At 70.3% G+C, this 19,756-nt stretch carries 17 protein-coding genes; 11 read left to right on the forward strand and 6 right to left on the reverse strand.

Features of this window, described 5'->3' with window-relative positions; genetic code table 11:
• Positions 1–187: 187 nt before the first annotated feature.
• Positions 188–751, forward strand: a complete 564-nt coding sequence (locus ACIGCK_RS09995) for an NADPH-dependent FMN reductase (protein WP_396665789.1) — start codon at positions 188–190, stop codon at positions 749–751.
• A 294-nt stretch (positions 752–1,045) separates the two neighbouring features.
• Positions 1,046–1,237 carry a hypothetical protein gene (locus ACIGCK_RS10000; protein WP_330171485.1) on the forward strand — a complete coding sequence of 64 codons (192 nt, stop codon included), beginning with the start codon at positions 1,046–1,048 and terminating at the stop codon, positions 1,235–1,237.
• A 75-nt stretch (positions 1,238–1,312) separates the two neighbouring features.
• Here ACIGCK_RS10000 and ACIGCK_RS10005 read toward each other — a convergent pair whose 3' ends face one another.
• The 4 genes from ACIGCK_RS10005 to ACIGCK_RS10020 form a co-directional block, all read right to left on the reverse strand.
• Positions 1,313–3,289: a BCCT family transporter gene (locus tag ACIGCK_RS10005; protein ID WP_396665791.1), complete on the reverse strand. Its 1,977-nt coding sequence runs from the start codon at positions 3,287–3,289 to the stop codon at positions 1,313–1,315.
• Between the two features lie 136 nt (positions 3,290–3,425).
• Positions 3,426–3,878, reverse strand: a complete 453-nt coding sequence (locus ACIGCK_RS10010; protein WP_396665793.1) for a GNAT family N-acetyltransferase — start codon at positions 3,876–3,878, stop codon at positions 3,426–3,428.
• A complete protein-coding gene (locus tag ACIGCK_RS10015; protein WP_396665795.1) occupies positions 3,875–4,546 on the reverse strand; it encodes a GAP family protein in 672 nt (223 codons plus the stop codon). The genes ACIGCK_RS10010 and ACIGCK_RS10015 overlap by 4 nt, the downstream gene beginning before the upstream one ends.
• 79 nt (positions 4,547–4,625) lie before the next feature.
• Positions 4,626–4,829 (reverse strand): cold-shock protein, encoded by a 204-nt coding sequence (locus ACIGCK_RS10020; RefSeq protein ID WP_396665797.1) that lies wholly within the window; start codon positions 4,827–4,829, stop codon positions 4,626–4,628.
• A 298-nt stretch (positions 4,830–5,127) separates the two neighbouring features.
• Here ACIGCK_RS10020 and ACIGCK_RS10025 point away from each other — a divergent pair, with 298 nt between their 5' ends.
• The 6 genes from ACIGCK_RS10025 to ACIGCK_RS10050 all read left to right on the forward strand — a co-directional run bounded on the left by ACIGCK_RS10025 (position 5,128) and on the right by ACIGCK_RS10050 (position 11,052).
• Positions 5,128–6,555, forward strand: a complete 1,428-nt coding sequence (locus ACIGCK_RS10025) for a hemolysin family protein (protein WP_396665799.1) — start codon at positions 5,128–5,130, stop codon at positions 6,553–6,555.
• Positions 6,552–7,586, forward strand: a complete 1,035-nt coding sequence (locus tag ACIGCK_RS10030) for a hemolysin family protein (protein ID WP_396665801.1) — start codon at positions 6,552–6,554, stop codon at positions 7,584–7,586. The genes ACIGCK_RS10025 and ACIGCK_RS10030 overlap by 4 nt, the downstream gene beginning before the upstream one ends.
• Positions 7,587–7,919: 333 nt before the next feature.
• Positions 7,920–8,531, forward strand: coding sequence for a DUF3887 domain-containing protein (locus tag ACIGCK_RS10035; RefSeq protein WP_396665802.1), 612 nt, complete (start codon positions 7,920–7,922; stop codon positions 8,529–8,531).
• Between the two features lie 4 nt (positions 8,532–8,535).
• Positions 8,536–9,525 (forward strand): lysostaphin resistance A-like protein, encoded by a 990-nt coding sequence (locus ACIGCK_RS10040; RefSeq protein ID WP_396665804.1) that lies wholly within the window; start codon positions 8,536–8,538, stop codon positions 9,523–9,525.
• Between the two features lie 163 nt (positions 9,526–9,688).
• Positions 9,689–10,006 carry a hypothetical protein gene (locus tag ACIGCK_RS10045; RefSeq protein ID WP_396665806.1) on the forward strand — a complete coding sequence of 106 codons (318 nt, stop codon included), beginning with the start codon at positions 9,689–9,691 and terminating at the stop codon, positions 10,004–10,006.
• The gene (locus tag ACIGCK_RS10050) at positions 10,003–11,052 is read left to right on the forward strand and encodes a zeta toxin family protein (protein WP_396665808.1); all 1,050 of its coding nucleotides are present in this window, start codon (positions 10,003–10,005) and stop codon (positions 11,050–11,052) included. The genes ACIGCK_RS10045 and ACIGCK_RS10050 overlap by 4 nt, the downstream gene beginning before the upstream one ends.
• A gap of 2 nt (positions 11,053–11,054) precedes the next feature.
• On the opposite strand, the gene secA2 is transcribed toward ACIGCK_RS10050, so the two are convergent.
• Both secA2 and ACIGCK_RS10060 read right to left on the reverse strand, forming a co-directional pair.
• Positions 11,055–13,382, reverse strand: a complete 2,328-nt coding sequence (secA2, locus tag ACIGCK_RS10055) for an accessory Sec system translocase SecA2 (RefSeq protein ID WP_396665810.1) — start codon at positions 13,380–13,382, stop codon at positions 11,055–11,057.
• Positions 13,379–13,732 carry an ArsR/SmtB family transcription factor gene (locus tag ACIGCK_RS10060; protein WP_396665811.1) on the reverse strand — a complete coding sequence of 118 codons (354 nt, stop codon included), beginning with the start codon at positions 13,730–13,732 and terminating at the stop codon, positions 13,379–13,381. The genes secA2 and ACIGCK_RS10060 overlap by 4 nt, the downstream gene beginning before the upstream one ends.
• 214 nt (positions 13,733–13,946) lie before the next feature.
• Here ACIGCK_RS10060 and ACIGCK_RS10065 point away from each other — a divergent pair, with 214 nt between their 5' ends.
• The 3 genes from ACIGCK_RS10065 to mobF all read left to right on the forward strand — a co-directional run bounded on the left by ACIGCK_RS10065 (position 13,947) and on the right by mobF (position 19,754).
• Entirely contained in the window at positions 13,947–14,576 is a 630-nt protein-coding gene (locus tag ACIGCK_RS10065; protein ID WP_396665813.1) for an ATP-binding cassette domain-containing protein, read from the forward strand.
• Positions 14,573–16,066, forward strand: coding sequence for a hypothetical protein (locus ACIGCK_RS10070; RefSeq protein ID WP_396665814.1), 1,494 nt, complete (start codon positions 14,573–14,575; stop codon positions 16,064–16,066). The genes ACIGCK_RS10065 and ACIGCK_RS10070 overlap by 4 nt, the downstream gene beginning before the upstream one ends.
• 265 nt (positions 16,067–16,331) lie before the next feature.
• Entirely contained in the window at positions 16,332–19,754 is a 3,423-nt protein-coding gene (mobF, locus tag ACIGCK_RS10075) for a MobF family relaxase (protein WP_396665815.1), read from the forward strand.
• Positions 19,755–19,756: the final 2 nt, after the last annotated feature.

Consider the following 19,756-nt stretch of genomic DNA (forward strand, 5'->3'; position numbering starts at 1 on the left):
TCGTGATCTCGACACGCGCACCCATCGACAACTCACTTCCCATGCCCCGAGCGTCACCATTTCGCGGGCAATCTCAAATGAGGCACCGAGGGCGTGTCGCGGGCACTTTAGGTGAGCCTCGTCGGGCCCTGTTTATTGTGCGTCGCGAGGTGGACAATGACCCCATAGCCATAGGTCGGGAGCTGTCATGTCATATCAAGTTGGCTACTTCGTCGGGAGTCTTTCTTCCACATCCATCAACCGCATCCTCGCGAAGGCTGTGATCCGTGTGGCCCCCGATGATCTGGAGTTCACCGAGATCCCGATCCGGGATCTGCCGCTGTACAGCCAGGATTACGACGCCCACTTCCCGCCGGAGGCCAGGGCCCTGAAGGATGCGATCGCCGCCGCCGATGCGGTGCTGTTCGTCACGCCGGAGTACAACCGGTCGATTCCGGGAGCGCTGAAGAACGCCATCGACTGGGCGTCACGCCCCTGGGGGCAGAACTCGTTCGATCACATCCCGGCCGCGGTGATCGGCGCCTCCATCGGGCAGATCGGTACGGCCGTGGCGCAGCAGAGCCTCCGCGGGGTTCTCAGCTTCTGCAACGCGCGGCAGATGACTGCGCCCGAGGCATACATCCATTTCTCGGCGGATGTCTTCGGTGAGGACGGATCGGTCAGCAACGCCGACACCGAGCAGTTCCTCCGCACCTTCATGAGCGAGTTCCGCGATCACGTGCAGCGGGTGCTCACCGTGCTTCCGCGGTAGGAGCCGAGGGGCGCCCTGAGCCGCGAAATCGTCTTCGCGCAGAGCGGCTTCCGCTCATTCGTCCGCGCGCCGGGCGTCGGGCGACGGAACGGGAACGGGTGCCCCGCGCGTTCCAGCCACATTCCGGAGGGGACGGGATGCCGCGGCGAGCCGCCCGCCGCGAGTGCCAGCACCCGGCTCTTCCTCATCGGCTCCGCAGACGGTCGGCTGCGGCTCCGTATTCGCACTGCGGATACCCCCTAGGGTATAGTCGAGTACACCCCCAGGGGTACCCGACGTGAAGGAGAGCGAACCATGTGCCAGCCCGTGACCTGTCGAGTGTGCGGAAAGACGACCTGGGCGGGGTGCGGCCAGCACATCGCGCAGGTCAAGCGCTCGGTCGCCTCCTCGCAGTGGTGCAAGGGCGAGCATTCCCGCTCCGAGATCGAGGCCGCGAGGGCGCAGCGAAGCGGAGGCGGATTCCTCGCGCGCCTGTTCGGCCGCTGAGGCATCCCTACACACGCGATGGGCGCGGAGGCCGAAACCCCCGCGCCCATCGCGATCGCGCACCCGACCTGCGGCTCAGTCCTCCGCGCCGCGCGCCCGCCGGGCCTCCCGCTGGGCGCGGCGATCCTCTCCGACGGTCAGCGACGCATCACCCGACGCGGTGTGGCTCGGGTCTTCCGGGCCGCGCTTCTGGATACGCCCCGGATCGAGGTTGCGGGTGACGTCCTCTGCCGACACCACGGGGAGCTGACCCGTCGCCGTTTCGTACCACTCCGTCAGGGCGGGGTCGTCGGTGTCGATGCCCGCACCCGCGCCCTCGTTCGCCTCGACCTCGGTGGCGCCGAAGACGAAGTCGTCGCCGTGCTCCGCGATGCCGCGGCGCACACCCTGCGCGATCGCCGCGCGCGCGTACTGACGGCGCAGCATGTAGGGGTCTGTGTGCAGTTCCTTCGCCCAGGCGATCATGATGCCGATCACGACGATCGCGAACGGCAGCGCCGAGACGACCATGATCGACTGCAGTCCCGAGAGCGCGGTCTGACCGCCGACCAGCAGCAGCGCGAGCGCTGCGGCGCCCAGCAGCACCCCCCACGTGATCGTCACCCAGGTGGAGGGCTCGGGCTTGCCGCGCTGGCTCATCGAGCCCATGACGATGGCGGCCGAGTCGGCCGAGGTGACGAAGAAGAGGATGATCGAGATCATCGCCATGACCGAGAGCACCGCGCCGAAGGGCAGGTTGTCGAACACGGCGAAGAGGATCGCCTCGTTCGACCCGGCGTCGCTGATGCCGAGCCCCTCCGACTCGAACAGCATCGTCGTGCCGCCCAGGATGCCGAACCACGCGACGCAGACGGCGGAGGGGACGCCGATGACGACCGTCACGAACTCGCGCAGCGTGCGCCCGCGGGAGATCTTCGCGATGAACATGCCGACGAAGGGTGTCCACGAGATCCACCAGGCCCAGTAGTAGTTGGTCCAGCCGGCCATGAAGGCGGAGGCATCCTCGCCCTGGGCCGGGTTTCGGGTCAGCATCGTCCACAGCTCGCCGAAGAACGCCGTCACGCTCGCGGGGATGATGTTGAGCAGGAAGAGGGTGGGGCCGGCGATGAAGATGAACAGCCCGATGACCCCCGCGATCACCATGTTGATGTTGGACAGGGCGCGGATGCCGCGCTTGATGCCCGAGACGGCCGAGACGACGAATGCCGCGGTCAGCACCGTGATGATGACGATGAGGGCGCCGTTGCCGAACGGCCCGAGGCCCGTCACGAATTCCACGCCGCTGGCGATCTGCAGCGCGCCCATCCCGAGCGTGACGCCCGTGCCGAAGAGGGTGACGATGATCGCGAACACGTCGATCACGGCGCCGATGGGTCCATCGGTGCGCTCTCCGAAGATGGGGCGGAAGATCGCCGAGATGAGCGGGGCGCGCCCTCGGCGATACGCGGCGTAGGCGATCGCGCCGCCGACGAGAGCGTAGAAGGCCCATGCCATCGGGCCCCAGTGCAGCGTCGACTGCGCGAGGGCGAGGAGCATCGCATCGCGCGACCCCGCCTCCGCCTCGAAGCCCGGGGGCACCGCGTTGAAGTAGGTGAGGGGTTCGGCCGGTCCCCAGAAGAGCAGGCCGATGCCCATGCCCGCGGAGAACAGCATCGCGATCCACGACACCGTCGAGAACTCCGGACTCTCGTCGTCGGCGCCGAGCCGGATGCCGCCGGTTCGGCCGTATCCGACGACGAGCATGAAGCCGATCGTGACGATCGCCAGCAGCGAGAACAGCCATCCGAAGTTCGTGGTGACCCAGGAGAGAGAGGCCGATCCCGCGGCGCCCATGCTGTCGGGCGCGGCGAAGCCCCAGATGACGACGGCCAGCACGAGGGCGCCCGCGATGCCGAACACCGCCCAGTTGGTGCCGAACGTGCGAGGGGTGTCCTCCACCCCGATGCCCGGGATCAGCGCGGGATGCGTGACCTCCTTGAGCACCTTCTTCGGCGTCGGCCGGGGCGGCGTGGGAGCCCCCGCTTCTGCCGGGTGATCATCCTTGATGGTCATGGACAGCCTCCTACGCAGACGCCCCACCGCGAACAATCGGGCGCGCGTTATCGCGGTTCGCCGACCCACGTTAGCGAACTTCCCGCGGGCGGGGCCGGGATGCACGCGCGCGTCGCCCCCTCGGTGGCTCCGCCGCTCAGCCCGCGGCGGGCCTCGTCATGGGCAGATGGGGGATGCCGTCCTCCACGAACTGCTCGCCGCTCACCTCGAAACCGAACCTCCGGTACCAGCCCGCAAGCGCGCTCTGGGCGTCGATCTCGATCGGGAGGTGCGGGGCGAAGCTCTCGCAGAGCGCCACGCCGTACGCCATCATCCGCGCCGCGGCATCCGTGCCACGCACGCTCGGATGGGCGACGACGCGACCGATGCGCATCGCGCCCGGCTCCCGCAGCACCCGCAGGGTCGCGACCACGTCATCCCCCCGCTGCGCCCACACCAGCTCGGCCCCGGGCTCGACATCCCGCCCGTCCAGGTCGGGGTACGCGGCGTCCTGCTCGACGACGAAGACCTCGACACGCAGCTGAAGCATCCGGTAGAGCAGCACGGGATCGACGCCGGAGACCGGCGCGTGATGGAACGAGACGGTCACGAGGCCACCAGGTTGCTCGCCCCGATGGCCACGAGCATCGCACCGACCACGACCAGCGAGACGCGAAGGACGGTGCTCGCGTGCGAGAGCAGCCAGGAGCTGAGGCGCTCCAGCGTGGGGCGAACGCGGCGGTTGCCGAAGAGATAGCTGAGCACGAGCGCGGCCACCGTCGAGACGCCGATGAGCGTGAAGACGGCGATCGCGAGCCCGCTGTCGACGATGTCGAGGGATGCCGACCCGATCGCGAGCCCGGCGGCGACCGCGAGCGTGAGGTTCTTCGGGCGCAGGTTCATCGCGAGCCCGAAGGCGGCCGCCCGGCGCGGCCCGATGGAGGTGAGGGCGCGCGTCCACGACGGCGCGGTCGGGGGCGCCGAGCGCGCCCGCGCGATCGAGCACACACCCCACGCCACGAGTGCACCGCCGAGCACGATCTCGGCGGTGTGGGCCCATCCCGGGACGCTGGTGCCGCGGCCCGCGGGGATGAAGCTCGCGGCGAGCGTGAAGACGGTGACGAGCACGAGCACGCCGATCGCCCAACCGGCCAGATAGCCAACGCCCACCGGCAGCGGATCTGGGCGGAGCAGGATCAGCACCGCCGCCAGCAGGGGCAGCACGCTCAGGGCCATCGCGACACCCAGGGGCAGGATGTACCAGAGGACGGATGTCACGACTCGACTTTACGGCGTCGGCGCATGCGAAAGAGGGCGACCCCGCCGTGCGGAATCGCCCTCTTTTCGTCTCACCCGATCAGATCGGGCGGATGTTCTCGGCCTGGAGACCCTTGGGGCCCTGGGCGGTGTCGAACTCGACGCGCTGGTTCTCGTCGAGGCTACGGAAGCCGCGCGAGGCGATTGCGCTGTAGTGCGCGAAGACGTCGGCGGAGCCGTCGTCGGGTGCGATGAAGCCGAATCCCTTGTCGGCGTTGAACCATTTGACGGTTCCGGTGGCCATGCTGTTGTTTCCTTACTGCCCTTGAGGCGTCGTCGCGCCAAAGGCAACTGCCGATCGCGTGAGCCTTCATCCTACGGGGAGGCGGTGCCTCTTACACCACTGATCTCGAAAAGTGACATCGAGGCGCTTTCCTCGCTGTCCCGCTAATGTGGGATTCCACACCCTGGAGGCATCGAAACACTGTGAGCTGCGCGGTTCGCTTCACCAGCCCATCCGAAGATCCCGTAGATAGACCCCGGCGCGTCGGTCCGACCCCGACGCGCGCCCGGTTCGAGCCGGGGAGAGGGATGCGCGCGACATGCTGATCGCCGTCCTGACGCTCCTCCTCGGGATCATCGTGATCCTCGCGATCATCGCGGCGAACGGCTTCTTCGTCGCTCAAGAGTTCGCGTACATGTCCGTCGACCGCTCACGGCTCGGCGCGCAGGCCGAGGCGGGGGATGCCGCGGCCGCACGTGCCCTCAAGGTGACCCGCCGCACCTCCTTCATGCTCTCCGGCGCCCAGCTGGGCATCACCGTGACGGGCCTGCTCGTCGGATTCGTCGCCGAGCCCCTCGTTGGGGAGTCGCTTGGCGTGCTGCTCGGGGGCGTCGGCATCCCACCCGCCGTGAGCGTCACGGTGGGAACCGTCGCGGCCCTCGTCGTCTCGACGGTCGTGCAGATGATCTTCGGCGAGCTATATCCCAAGAACCTCGCGATCGCGAACTCCGGTCCGCTGGCGCGCGCGCTCGCCGCGCCCACCCTCTTCTACCTGACGGTGTTCGGATGGCTCATCACGGTCTTCGACCACGCGGCGAACGCGCTCCTGCGCCTGCTGCGCATCGAACCCGTGCACGACGTCGACTCGAGCGCCACCGCCGACGACCTCGAGCACATCGTCGCCGACTCCCGTGAGAGCGGGGATCTGCCCGAAGAGCTCTCCCGCATGCTGGATCGCATCCTCGACTTCCCGCACCGCGATGTCGAGCACGCGATGATCCCGCGCTCCCGCGTGGGCGTCGTGCGTCCGGAGACGACGATCGCGGAGGTACGGGCGCTGATGGCCGAGGCTCACACGCGATACCCGGTGATCGACGACGAGGACCAGCCGCTCGGTGTCGTGCACCTCGTCGACGTGCTCGCGGCCGGTGCGGCGCGCAGCGCGGATGCCGTGAGCACCCTCATGCGGCGGCCCACCGTCGTTCCCGAGCTGATGAGCCTGCCCGACGCGCTCGAGCTGATGACCTACGAGCGCAATGAGCTCGCGTGCGTCATCGACGAGTACGGCGGGTTCACCGGCATCCTGACCCTCGAGGACCTCGCGGAGGAGGTCGTCGGGGAGATCACCGACGAGCACGACGACGAGCTGCCGGCGGGCGTGGAATCCGTCGGGGAGAACGCGTGGCGCATGGGCGGCGACGTGCACCTCGACGAGGCCGAGCGCGAGATCGGTCACGATCTGCCGCGGGGCGACTACGAGACCGTCGCGGGGCTCGTGATCGCCGCGGTCGGGGCCCTGCCCCGGGTCGGCGACCGTGTGCGCATCGATCTGCCGCAGGAGGCATCCGACGTGGTCTGGCACACCGTCGCCGAGCGCTGGCTCGACGTGCGCGTGCTCGAGGTGAGCCGCCACGTGCCGGCGCTCGTCGAGGTGAGGCTGCACGAGGTGCAGGAGGACGAGGCGGACGCGGACGGCGGCGATGCCGACCGGGACGCCGCAGGATCGGGAGAGGAGGAGCAGCGATGACCGATGCATGGATCGTGATCGTCGCGACGATCGCCCTCATCGCCCTCTCGGCGTTCTTCGTCGTGATCGAGTTCGCGCTGCTCGGCGCGCGGCGCCACCGGCTCGAGGAACTGGCGACGACGAAGCGCTCGGCGCGGGCGGCGATCCGCGGCTCGAACGAGCTGACCATCATGCTCGCGGGTGCTCAGCTGGGCATCACCGCCTGCACCTTCGCGCTCGGAGCCGTCACGAAGCCGGCGGTCGACGCGTGGCTGCTGCCGCTGTTCTCCTCGTGGATGCCCGCGTGGGGGGCGGATGTCGTGGCGTTCGCCCTCGCGCTGTTCATCGTGACCTTCCTCCACCTCGTGGTCGGGGAGATGGCGCCCAAGTCGTGGGCGATCGCGCATCCCGAGCGGTCTGCCCTGCTGATCGCGCTGCCGGCGCGAGCATTCATCTGGGTGTTCCGTCCCCTGCTGCTGTGGATCAACAACATGGCGAACCGTCTCGTCGCGGCCAGCGGCATCGAGCCGGTCGACCGCGCCGCCGCGGGCGGGTACGACACGGCCACCCTGCGGCACCTCGTGGAGCACTCCGCCGCGGTCGGGGCGCTGGACTCCTCGTACCAGGCCTCGCTGCGCGGGGCGATGGAACTGGAGACCCTCACGGTCGACGACCTCGTACCCCACGACGTGGTGCCCACGTCGGTCGCGCACGACGCGACGGTGGCGGACGTGCAACGGGCGGCGCAGGAGTCGGGTCACCTGCGCATCCTGCTGGGCTCGCCCGAGCAGGGGATCGAAGGCGTCGTGCACGTGCGCGACACGCTGCTGGAGAGCCCCGACCGCCCCGCGCGGGAGCTCGCACGCGCACCGTTCGTCGTGGCGTCGGGCACGCTCGTGCACGAGGCGCTCGCCCGGATGCGCCGCGAGAGCCAGCAACTGGCGATCGTCATGGACGGCTCGCGGTACGTCGGGCTCGTCACGCTCGCAGACGCGCTGCGCAACGTGCTCCCGCGGCCGACGGAGCGATCGGGCGGCCCGAGCGCCCGCTGAGGCATCCGATCGGGCGTCGGCGCCGAAGAGAGGGGAATCGGCTCCCCCGGAACTGCGTACCCGACCCCGTTCTGCCCTGTGTTTACAGGGATTCCGCGTGCGTCGCGTGCGTCGCAGAACGTCTCGTCATCAGCGTTCGTTGCCAAGATGTTGCCACGTTTCCGCCCCCGCGGGGGCGGGTAATCCTGGTGCCTCCGGCCGCTTGTCGAGTGTGACGAGAAGCCCGCGCCTGACCCGCTCTCCCAGCTTGCGGAAGCGTGCGAGAGGCCGCAAGCCGCGTCGCCCTCACCGGCCGATTCACCCATCGCCAGTATGTAAAGATATAGTTTACGAGTGACCGATTCCTTGACGTCAATGCTTGGGACACTGCGCAACGATCTGGACGCGATCCTCGCCGTCCCTGTGCTCGACAGCGGGGATGAGCTACTGACCACCGTTCGCCTGACGTCCGACCTGCAAGGCCGCTCCGCCGACATTGTCGCGGCGGCGGTCCAGCGGGCGCGGGCGGGCGGTCGGACCTGGCAGCAGATCGGCGACGCGCTGGGCATCTCACGCCAGGCAGCATTCCAGCGATTCGGGAAGCCGATCGACCCACGAACAGGAGAAGCCATGAACACCACGCCCTTGCCTGAAGCCACCGCACTCGCCGAGACGGTCATCGACGACCTCGCCCGCTCACGCTGGAACGAGGTCGCTGCGCGCTTCGATGCGACGATGGCCGAGAAGCTGAACGCCGACGGACTCGCCGCCGCGTGGGCGCAGATCATCGGCACTGCCGGCGCCTACGAACATCGCGGCGATGTCGATACCATCCGTGCCGCAGACCTCACGATCACGAACACGCCGCTGGTATTCGAGGCAGGCGACTTCGTGGCCCGCATCACCTTCCGCGACGATCAGCGCATTGCCGGCCTGTTCATCCTCCCGCCCGAACTGGCGAAGTGACGCCATGATCGGTGCGCCCGAGGCCGAGCCTGCCAGCACCGAACGGGTGCAGTGGGTTCCGGCAGTGACCTTCTACCTGCTGGCCTGCGCCCTGGCCTGGGCCATCGACCTCCCGCTGTGGATCGGCGGCGTCGCACTGACCAGTCCGCTCGGCATCCTGCTCATCAGCGCCTCGATGTACACGCCCGCGGCCGCCGCGTTCTTCGCCGTCATCGTCGTGCAGCGCACCCACGGGCGGGCGATCCTGCGCCGGCTCGGCTGGTGGCCGATCCGCCCGGTCCGTCGCACGATCCTGCTCGCCGTCGTCGGCCTGATTGGTAGCGCACTCCTGCCGATCGTGACGGTGTTCCTCGCCGCCGCGCTCGGCCTCACCAAGTTGGACCTAGTGAACTTCTCCGGCTTCGCCCACACCCTCGACGCACTCCTGCCGGTCGGGACGACTCTCCCGATTCCGGTCCAACTCCTCGCCATCATCCAGCTCGTTGAGATCCCCATCGGCGCGCTCATCAACAGCCTGCTCACGCTCGGCGAGGAGACCGGATGGCGCGGCTTCCTCCTGCCGGCGCTCCGGCCACTCGGCACCTGGCCGGCGCTCGTGATGAGCGGCGCTGCGTGGGGCCTCTGGCACGCCCCTGTCATCCTGCTCGGCTACAACTTCGCCCAGCCCAACCTCTACGGTCTCCTGCTGATGATCGTCGGCTGCATCGCCTACGGCATCCTCATCGGCTGGCTCCGCATCCGCTCTGGCAATATCTGGCCCTCCGTCATCGCCCACGGCGCCTTCAACGCCGCCGGCGGGTTCTCCGCCCTGGTCATTGCTGCCGGAGCAACCGCGAACCCTGCCGCTGTCGGGCCGCTCGGCTGGGTGGCCTGGATCGTCATGGCCGCGGTCGCGCTCGTCCTCGCACTCACGCGACAGGTTCCCCGAAAGAACGCATGGCCTGCGGTGACCTCGCAGCGATCCGCGGAGAGACAGACTGAACTCCGCGCCTGACCCGCTCTCCCAGCTTGCGGGGTCGCGCCGGATGCCGCAACACCGCTTCGCTGCGCTCAGATGTTGCACCCTCCGTCCCGACCCCGCGGACAGCAGGGAGCGGGTCCGGGGCCGGAGCAGACCGGCAAGGTAGAATGAGCAACGACGAAGCAGAGGTGATCCCATGAGCGTGACGATTCCAAGCGCGATCCCGGCCGAGTCCCTGCGCGCCTGGTACGACGACGAGCCCCGCGTGAGCGCTGTGGCCCTCTACGACATGACCGCCCAGGGCGCGACCACCCTGGCCTCCGTCCTGATCGAGCGGCAGCTCGCCACGACCGACGAGCGCGAGCGCGAGTATTGGGCCGCGCGGGTGCGCCTGGTGAATCAGCAGCGCACGGCGCTGGACCCGGACGACCGCCTCGGGCTGATCGCCCAGCAGCAGGCGTGGCTCGATGAGATCGACGCGCTGACCGGCCAGGCGACTCGCCGGATCGCGTGAGCGATCCCGCCGCCTCCGACGAGGCGCGGCTGCGGCAGGTGTTCGACGCCGCGGTGCGGCAGGCGATCTTCCCGCCGGTCCCGGCCGGCGACCGGCTCCTGGTGCTGCTCGGCGGCCAGCCCGCCGCGGGCAAGACCAGGGCGCAGGCGGCGATCCTCGCGGAGCACCCCGAGCTGGTGTCGATCACTGGGGACGATCTGCGCGCCTACCACCCCGGCTACCGCGACCTCGCGGTGAACGACCCGCTGGCGATGCCAGCCGCGACCGCGCCGACCTCCGGCGGGCTCATCCGCCTCGCCCTCGACCATGCGATTCAGCACGGCTACCCGGTCCTGCTGGAAGGCACCTTCCGCGATCCGGCGATGGTCACCGGCACCGCGGCCCGGTTCGCGGAGGCCGGCTACCGGGTCGAGGTCGTCGCCGTCGCCACCCCCGCCCCGGTATCGCGCCTGGCGGCGGAGGAGCGGTTCCTGCGCGCCCGTCGCGGCGAGGTCGGCCGCTGGACCCCGCCCGAGGCGCACGAGACGGCGCTGACCGGCTCACCCGAGGTCGTCGCCGCGCTGGAGGCCCTGCCCGCCGTCTCCCGCATCCAGGTCTACGCCCGCGACCGCCGCCTCTACGACAACCACCGCGCCCCGGCCGGCGGATGGGAGCACGAGGCGAGCGCGGCCGAGGCGCTGCGCGGCGAGCAGACCCGACAGCTCGCCCTGGCCGAAGCGGTCGGCTGGCTCGCGGACTACGGCGCCGTGTTCGGCGCCGCCCACGCCCGGCGCGGCTACCTCAGCCCGAGGACCGCGCCGGCCTACCGGCGGCTGCAAGACGACGCCGCCCGCATGATCGAGCTGGCGAGGAACGGGCCGAGCGCCGACGTGCGGGCGCTGGAGGAGCAGCAGGCGCACCGCCGTATCGCCCTGAAGATCGCCGTGCCCGAGCCACCGGGGATCGTAGGAAGGATCGGGCAGACCCTCCGGCGCTCACTCCCGCCCTACCGCCCAGCCCCGTCGCGTGACGCACCCGGTCACCAGCCGCCGAGCATCGGACGCTGAGTTCACTCGATCCGCAGGACTTTGGAGCGCCAGCGTTTGCCAAGCTCTTTGGCGAGCCGGTCGCCGGGGCTTCCGAGGGGGTCGTCGGTGACCATGTAGGTCCAGGTGGCAGAGGGTCGTCGGAGTCCGAGGGCTTCGAGGTTCTGGCCCACATCCTCGGGGCGCAGGCCGTCGATGAAGGCGGCGGCGTCCTGGTAGACGGCATCGAGGAAGCCGTGGAACTCGCGCAGGGCGATCCGGTGGAACTCGTCGGCGGGGCGTTGTCCGGCGAGCGAGCGGAGGTGGATGCCGTCGCGGATCTCTTGGAGCAGCGCGAGGTGCTCCGTCCAATGGTCGTCCAGGTAGTAGAGGGCGACGGTGCGAACCGTGTCCGCGACCGCGCTCCCGCGAGCACGTTCCAGCGCGGCGAGATGGTCAGGGATGAGGCTTCGCAGCATCCTCATGGCGACGTCGCCGGACGCCGCCTCTCTCCGGTGCGCGAGGACGGTGGCTCGTTGCGCAGCAATGGCACGGTTGTAGGCCCAGGTGTTGCGGTGCCGGTCGAGTCGGATGCCCTCGGCGATCTGCTGGGCGGTGTTCACGATCTGCCGACGCCGTTCCATCGTCAGCGACTGGCCGGCACGCTCGATCGTGGTGAGGACATGCTGGGGCACGTTGGTCTGCACGAGTTCGTCGTCCAGGCTGACGACTGCCAGGCTCGTGCCGGGGTCGCCCTGTCGTCCTGCGCGGCCGCGGAGCTGTGCGTCGAGGCGGCGGGAGGGGTAGCGGCCGGTGGCGATGACGGTCAGACCGCCGACCGCGACGACGCGGTCGCGGTCGTGCTCGTCGGCCCCGCCGAGGCGGATGTCCGTACCGCGCCCGGACATCTGCGTGGAGATGGTCACCGCGGCGTACTCGCCGGCTTGCGCGATGATCGTGGCTTCCTCGGCGTCGTTCTTCGCGTTTAGCACCCGCGCCTCGATCCCATCGCCGGCGAGCATCGCCGCAAGGGATTCTGACTCCGCGACGTTCTGTGTGCCGACGAGGACCGGCTGCCCGGTCGCGTGTCGCGTCCGAATCTCGTCCACGATCGCCGCGAGCCTGTCGGCTGTGGTGAGTAGCACGCGATCTGGCTCATCGGCGCGGATATTCGGCCGGTGTCGTTCCACTCGGCCGGAGGGGAGTTTGTAGAACTCGATCAGATCCTCGGCAACGGCGGTGACGGTGCCACTCATGCCGGACAGGGTGCGGTAGGCCAGCAGGAGGTCTTGGATCGTGATGGTGTCGAGGATCACGCCGGGCGCGCTCACGCTCAGGTGTTCTTTCGCTTCGATTGCCGCGTGCAGTCCGTCGGGCCAGCGTTGCATGTGGGCGACGCGACCTCGGCCGGTGTTGATGAGCTTGATCCGGCCGTCCGTCACGAGGTAGTCCACATCGCGGCGCACCAGCACGCGGGCGTGCAGGGCGAGGTTGATCCGGGTCAGGGTGGCGATGTGCTCGCCTGCGTAGAGGTTCACGCCGAGTTTCGCCTCCAGCCGGTCCAGGCCGGCGTCGGTGAGCGTGACCGTCGCGTGGTCGGCGTCGATCGTGAAGTCCTGCTCGTCCTCCAGCTCCTCGACCAGCAGCGTCGCCTCGGTGAAGTCCCCGGCGCGGTGGTCGGAGGTGCCAGCGAGCACGAGCGGGACCATTGCCTCGTCGATCATCACCGCGTCGGCCTCGTCCACGATCGCCACATCGAACACCGGGGCCACCCGCTCGTCATCGGTGACGGCGAAGCGGTCGCGCAGCACGTCGAACCCGACCTCGCTCACGGGCGTGTAGACCACATCGCACCGATAGGCGCGCTGCCGGTCCTCGTGCGAAGTGTGCTGTCCGACCCAGGCAACGCGCACCCCGAGCAGGGCGAAGAATGGCCCCATCCAATCGGCATCGCGCTCGGCCAGGTAGTCGTTCACGGAGATGACATGGACTCTCCTGCCGGCCAGCGCGTGCCCTGCCGCGGCGAGCGCGCCCACGAGCGTCTTGCCCTCGCCAGTGTCCATCTCGACCGCCTGCCCGGACAGCAACGCGCAGCATGCCACAAGCTGCTCATCGAACGCCGTCAGCTCGACTGTGCGCGCGGCCGCCTCCCGCGCGACAGCCAGGAACCGGGCGGTCACATCCGCGTCGAGCGAGCCGCCCGTCTCGAAGGACAGCGAATCCGCCTCCGCCCGGAGTGCGGGGTCGATGAGCCCCCGCAGCTCGTCGGCGTGCGCTCTCGCGGCGTCCACGATGGCGTCGAAGCGACGAAACGATACCGAGCCGGGCAAGCCGAGCACCCGCGACAGCCACTTGGGAACAGCGCGGCTCATCCGGGCGTGCCCGCCGCCACGAGGATCGCCAGCAGGGGCACGATCCGAGCCGCCGGCACCTCGTACACAGCCCGTCGTTCCGAGGCCAGCCAGCCGGTCGCCGTGAGCTCCTTCAGGTGGTGGTACATCTGACCGCTCGTGCCGGTTTCCAACGATTCGACCAGCGCCGCAACGGTGTTCGTGCCGCGCAGCACCTCATGGAGAATCTGCAAGCGCACCGGATGTCCGAGCGCGGTCAGGGCGACTGACTGCTCGGACCAGTCCTGCTCGAACACAGCCACCGCAGGAAGGGCGTACTGCCATTGCACGGTGCCGCCAGTCGGCAGATCGACGGTACCCGTATAGAGCACGGCACCACCCTGGGGGGCGCGCGACCGCAGACCTTCCAGCGCCCACAGCGCACCGTCGCTAGAAGAAGCGACATCGCTTGGTACCGCGGTCGCGGCCTGTAAGGAGGCTAGGGCCTTTTCGACCGCTGATAGCCTCGCCTCGAATCCTTCCATTGACGTCATACCTACGACCTTACGTTGGACCGTAACTTCTCGGCGTGAAAGCATTGAGTCTGTGATCGAGGTGATCGAGGCCGGTGTCGTTGCGGGTGACGTGACGCTGCTGGCTCCTGTCTCGGTGACGACCCGGCGAGGCGAGGCCCTGGTTGTGCGCGGCAGGAACGGAAGCGGAAAGTCCACCTTGCTGCGCGTGCTGGCTGGTGTGAGGAAGCCGTCGAGCGGGACAGTGCGGATCGGCGGGGAACTGGTGGTCGAGCGGGACCGCGGGTTCCGTCGCCGGGTCGCCACGATGATCGGCCTGCCGCCGATGGCTCCCGACCTGACCGTGCTCGATCACGCCGTGCTGGTCGCAACGACGTGGCTGGATGATCCGCAGGGCGCAGCCAACCTCGCGCGCGATGTGCTTGCGGAACTCGGGTTGGGTGCGCTGACAGAGCGGTTCCCGCACGAACTGTCGTCCGGGCAGACACAGTTGTTCGGCCTCGCCCTGGTGCTGGCGCGTCCGTTCGAGGTGCTGATCCTGGATGAGCCGGAGCAGCGGCTGGACCCGGAACACGTCGAGTCCGTCGTCCGCGCTCTGCACGCTCGGCGCAGCAAGGGAGCGACGCTCGTGGTCGCCACGCACAGCTCCGTGCTCGCGGACGCCCTGGCCGACCAGACGCTCCGGCTGGACGCGGTAGCATGAGCACCCGATCACGCGCCGCGCTCGGGATCTGGCATGCGCGCAACGCGCACACCACCGGGGATCGCGCCTATGTTGCCTACGCGGTCCTCATGGTCGCCCTCGTCACCATCGTCCCGCTCGCGCGGGCCTTGTGGTTGAGTGCGACCAGCACGGCGGGGATTGCCATATTCATGTCCCCGGTTGCGCCGGGGGTGACGGCGCTTGTCGTCGCGGCGCTGTGGGCGGGCGCGCTGCTGCTGGGTCGGGACCGTGGCCCCGCGCTACTGCCACCGTTCCTGACACATGCCCTCGCAGGCAGCGACCTACCTCGGTTCGAGACGTTCCGCAGACCCATCCTGCGCGCTGGTCTGCTCGTGATCGCCATGACGACGCTCGCGGCGGCGTTGGTCGGGGGCAGCCTTGCGTGCCGCGGGCTGACCGACCCTCTCAGCGCCGTCCTGTTCGTCGCGGCAGGCGCGCTCGTCGGCATCATCACGACCGTCGCTTGGCTCGCGGGGCAGTCGTTCCCCCGCGCCGCCGTGCTGATCGCCCTTAGCCTGCTCGCGCTCGGGGCGCTCACCGCCGTAGTCCCACCCCTGCATGCGTTCGTCCCGTGGGGCTGGGTCGGACTTGCCTATCCCGGTAGCGGTTCACCGCATGTCCTAGCGCTGCTTGCGGCGCTGACCGCCGCCCTTGTCGCGGTGGTGCCGGTGCTGCTGGACCGGCTCCGTGTCGCGGAGTTGCTGGCGCAGGCCGCGCGCTGGGAGTCCGCAACCACACATGCAGCGGGCCTGGACCTCGGCGCAGCGGCCACGGTCTACCAGGGGCGACCCCACCTCGGCCGGCACGTTCGGGCCATCCGATCGACAGGCCGGCTGTCGCTGACGTTCCTATTCCGTGACGCGATCGGCGCGACCCGCACACCGGGCCGACTCATCGTCGGCCTGCTCGTGTTGGCCTCGGCAGGAGTGCTCATCGCGCTCGCGTTCGCCCCAGCCGCTCCAGGATGGCTCTTCGGCGCCGCTGCCGGTGTCCTCCTGTTCGCCGGCCTCGGCCCGCTCACCGATGGAATTCGGCACGCGGCGAGTGTCGCATCAGACTTCCCCCTCTACGGGATCAGCGATGAACGCCTGCTCGCCAATCACGCCCTGTTCCCGTTGGCCGTTGTCGTCATCGTCCTGCTCGTGGCCGTCGCCGTCTGCTCCATCGTCGCCGGCATCGCGGCCGCTGCGCCGATCGTCAGCTCGCTCGCCGCCGGGCTGCTCACCCTCATCGCCCGCGTCAGCAATGCCCTGAAAGGTTCGCTGCCGCCCGCCTTGCTCACCCCGATCCCGACACCGATGGGCGACCTGGGTGCGGGTGCACGGCTGGTCTGGGCGTTTGACGGACTGCTACTTGCGGCGCTTGCCGGCGCGGGGGCGGCCGGCGCATTCGAGTCACCCATCCTGCTCGTTGGCGTGGCTGCCGCTGTCGTAGCGGTAGGCGTCTATCGCTGGCGTCACCGGACGTAGCTGACAGCGGCGGTCGCGGAGTCTGACTGCTGTGGAGCAGGTGGCGCAAGCACAGCGCCCGAGTGCACACCCTCGCAGGCGTTTCCCCCAACAGTCCGCGCTCTACCCCGACAACCTCCCTCATCGTCCAACGCTCTACTTCCCTCACCAATCACCCCAAACTCCCATTCACGCCTGACTCCCAACCTCCCCTACTCCGAATGGACGTATCCTACCTAATACGGTAGCTGTCATTTGAGTAAGGAGGCGAGCTACGAAAGGCGGCGTGATCCCGTTCCGGGGCACGGGCTCGGATGCCCTGCGCTATCTGGAGTCCGACCGTGCGCGGGCGGACGAGTATTACCTGGGGGCGGGGACCGCCCTGGCCGAGTTCACGGCGGTCGACGCCGAGGGCCGGGTGATCGGCGAGCTCGGGCTGACCGCCGAGGAGTACCGCCAGTGGGTTGACTGGATCAACCCGCTCACCGGGGAGTCGATGGGGCAACCCCGGCTGCGGGGCGAGGGCGGCCGGGGGTCGCCCCGGTTCATGGAGATGGTCGTGAACGTCCCCAAGTCCCTGTCCATCGCGGCCGCCCTGCACCCGGAGGTGTCCGAGGCCCTGGACGCCGCCCAGCGGGACGCGGTTGCGGAGATCCGGTCCTGGCTCGGCCAGCACTCGGTCACCCGCGTCGGCTCGCGCGGGAAGCAGGAGGTCGTGCCGATCGAGCAGCTCGAAACCGTCGCCGTCTCGCACAAGACCTCCCGTGCCGGCGATCCCCACCGGCACATCCACTTCCAGATCGGGACGCGCGTGTGGGCGGCCGGTCGCTGGCGCGGGCTCTACACCGCGGCGCTGTTCCGGCAGCAGGGCGCGATCCGCGCCCTCGGCACGGCGGTCATCGCCGCGCACCCGCAGCTCGCCGCGGTGCTCGACGCGCACGGCCTCACCCTTGACCCGGTGACCGGGGAGGTCGCGGAGCTGGTGCAGTGGAACGCGGTCATGTCCAAGCGCGGGCAGCAGGTGGCGCGCAACCTCGCCAAGTTCGAGGCCGAGTGGGAGGCCGCGCATCCCGGCCAGGAGCCGGGGCCGGTCGTGCGCGCCCGGTTGCACGCGAAGGCGTGGGATCACGAGCGGCCGAGCAAGAAGCCCAGGGTGCTCGGCTCCGAGACCGGCTGGCTGCGCGAGTTGCAGGAGGCCGGCTACACGCCGGACCTGCCGCGCGCCACCGTGCAACCCCTGCGCACGCTGGACGAGCTGGCCGTGCAACAGGTCGCCTCCCGTGCGCTCGACCGCTGCGCGGCTGCTGCATCCGCATGGACGGTGCATGACGTGCAGGAGCAGGTGGCACGCATCGTCACCGAGGCCGGGGTGCGCGCCACCCGCGAGGAGCTGCGCGAGTTCATCACCATCACGACCCGGCTGGCCGCCGACGACTGCCTCTCGATCCTGCCGCCGGATGCGCGACGGCTGGATCATGTGGCGCACCTGACGACGCTGCACGTCGTCGCGGTCGAGACGGAGCTGCGCGACCGACTGGCCGCACGCGCCACCCGGCCGGCGCACGGCGCATCCCCGCGCGTGCAGGAGCCGGGGCTGGATGCGGACCAGGCGCGCGCCGCCGCCGCGCTCGCCTCCACCCGGCCGCTCGTCGTCGTGGAGGGCGCGGCGGGTGCGGGCAAGACGACCATGCTCGGGGCCGCGATCCGCGCCGCTGAGCGCAACGGTCGGAGCGTGCGGGTGGTGACGCCGACGAAGAAGGCCGCCGATGTCGCCGCCGTCGAGCTGGGCGTGCCGACCGACTCGGTAGCGGCACTCGTCTACGACCACGGGTTCCGGTGGAACGCCGATGGGGTCTGGACCCGGCTGGCCGTGGGCGACACGGACCCGGTGACAGGCGCGACCTACCGCGGTCCGGCGAGGGAGAACCGGCTGGCCGCCGCGGAGCGGGTCGTGGTGGACGAGGCGGGGATGCTCGACCAGGACACCGCCCTCGCCCTGCTGACCGTCGCGGACGAGGCCGGCGCGACGCTCGCACTCGTCGGGGATCGGGCGCAGCTCCCCGCCGTGGGGCGCGGCGGGGTGCTCGACATCGCGGCCGCGCTCGTTCCGAGGGTCTACTCGCTGACGAGCCTGCACCGCTTCGCGGACCCCGACTACGCGCAGCTCACTCTCGACCTGCGCGCCGGCCGCGACCCGGCCGGGCTGTTCGACCGGCTCCACGCGCTCGGACTCGTGCGGCTCCACGAGGACGCCGACGCGCTGCGCGCCGCGGTCGCCGCCGAGCGGATCGACGGCGCCGCAATCACCGCGGCGACCAACGACGAGGCGCGCGAGCTGAACACCCTGATCCGAGAGGACCGGGTGCGCGCGGGCGCGGTCGACGACGCCCGCACCATCGACGGCGCGGACGGCCTGAGCATCGGCACCGGCGACCTCATCCAGACCCGCCGCAACGACTCGGAGGCGGGCGTGGCGAACCGGCAGACCTGGATCGTCCAGCACGTCAGCGGCGACGGCAGCCTGTGGGTGCGGGACGCCGCGAGCCAGCGGAAGCAGCAGCGCACCGTGCATCTGCCCGCCGAGTACGTCGCCGAGCACGCGCACCTGGCCTACGCCGCGACCGCCTACGGCGTCCAGGGCATGACCGCCCCCGCGTCGCACACCGTGCTGTCGGATGCGCTGGATGCGGCCGGCGTCTACGTCGGCCTCACCCGCGGGCAGGAGGAGAACCGGCTGCACGTCGTCGCCGCGGACCTCGGGGACGCGCGCGAGCAGTTCATGGCCGCGCTCGAGCGGGACCGCGCCGATCGCGGACTGCGCGAGGCGACCGAGCGGGCGCAGGCTACCGTCGCGGGCGTCGTCGCGGACGGGCCGGTGCACGTCGTGAACGCCGAGCGCGCCCGGCTGACGGAGCGGATCGAGCGCGCCGAGCGCGAGGCGGCGAAGTGGGAGCGGGCCGTGGCCGCACTGGACGGCCAGGCGCGGCAGCATCGGGCCGAGGCCGACGCGCAGCAGACGATCCTCGCGGGGGCCGAATGGGATGCCGAGCGCGTGCGCGCCGAGGTCGTCGGCCCGCTCATCGAGCAGGCCACCGCCGACGGGACCGCCTACCTCGACGCGCGGGCGCGCATGCGGGACGCGGCAACCGCGCACCGCGCGGCGCGCGGGCTCCGCAAGCGCAGCGCCGGCCGCGCGCTGACGACCGCCAGCGACGAGTACCGCGGCATCGAGACGGGCGGGCGGCGACGCTGGGGCCGTCTGCCGGAGACGCCCGAGAGCGTCGAGCCCTGGGCGGCGTCCGTTGCGCAGCAGGAGGCTGACAGCGACCCCCGCGTGACCGAGACGCGCGAACGCGCCGATGACGCGCGCCAGGAGCAGCAGCGCCTCACCGCACGCCAGGCGCAGGAGCGCGGGAACCTCCGCAGGCGGCTGCTCGGCGACCGCGCACCGAGCCGGCCCGGAGCCGAGGCCGTCCGGTGGCGGGAACGCGCCGAGGCCGCGCGCCGCGACCTGACCGCGATCGAGGCCCTGCCGCCCGTCGAGGCGGCCGCCCTGATCCAAGCGCGCGCCGAGCACGAGCAGGCTCAGCGCGAGGCCGCCGAGCGCGCCCTGGCCGCACGCGAGGCCCGCGCCGCCCAGCTCCACGACTTCACCCGTCGCCCCGATCAGGCCGGGCCGACGCCGCCCGACCGCGGGCTGAGCCGGTAGGC

The organism is Microbacterium sp. NPDC078428, from assembly GCF_044542535.1.
Classification (GTDB): Bacteria; Actinomycetota; Actinomycetes; order Actinomycetales; family Microbacteriaceae; genus Microbacterium; species Microbacterium limosum.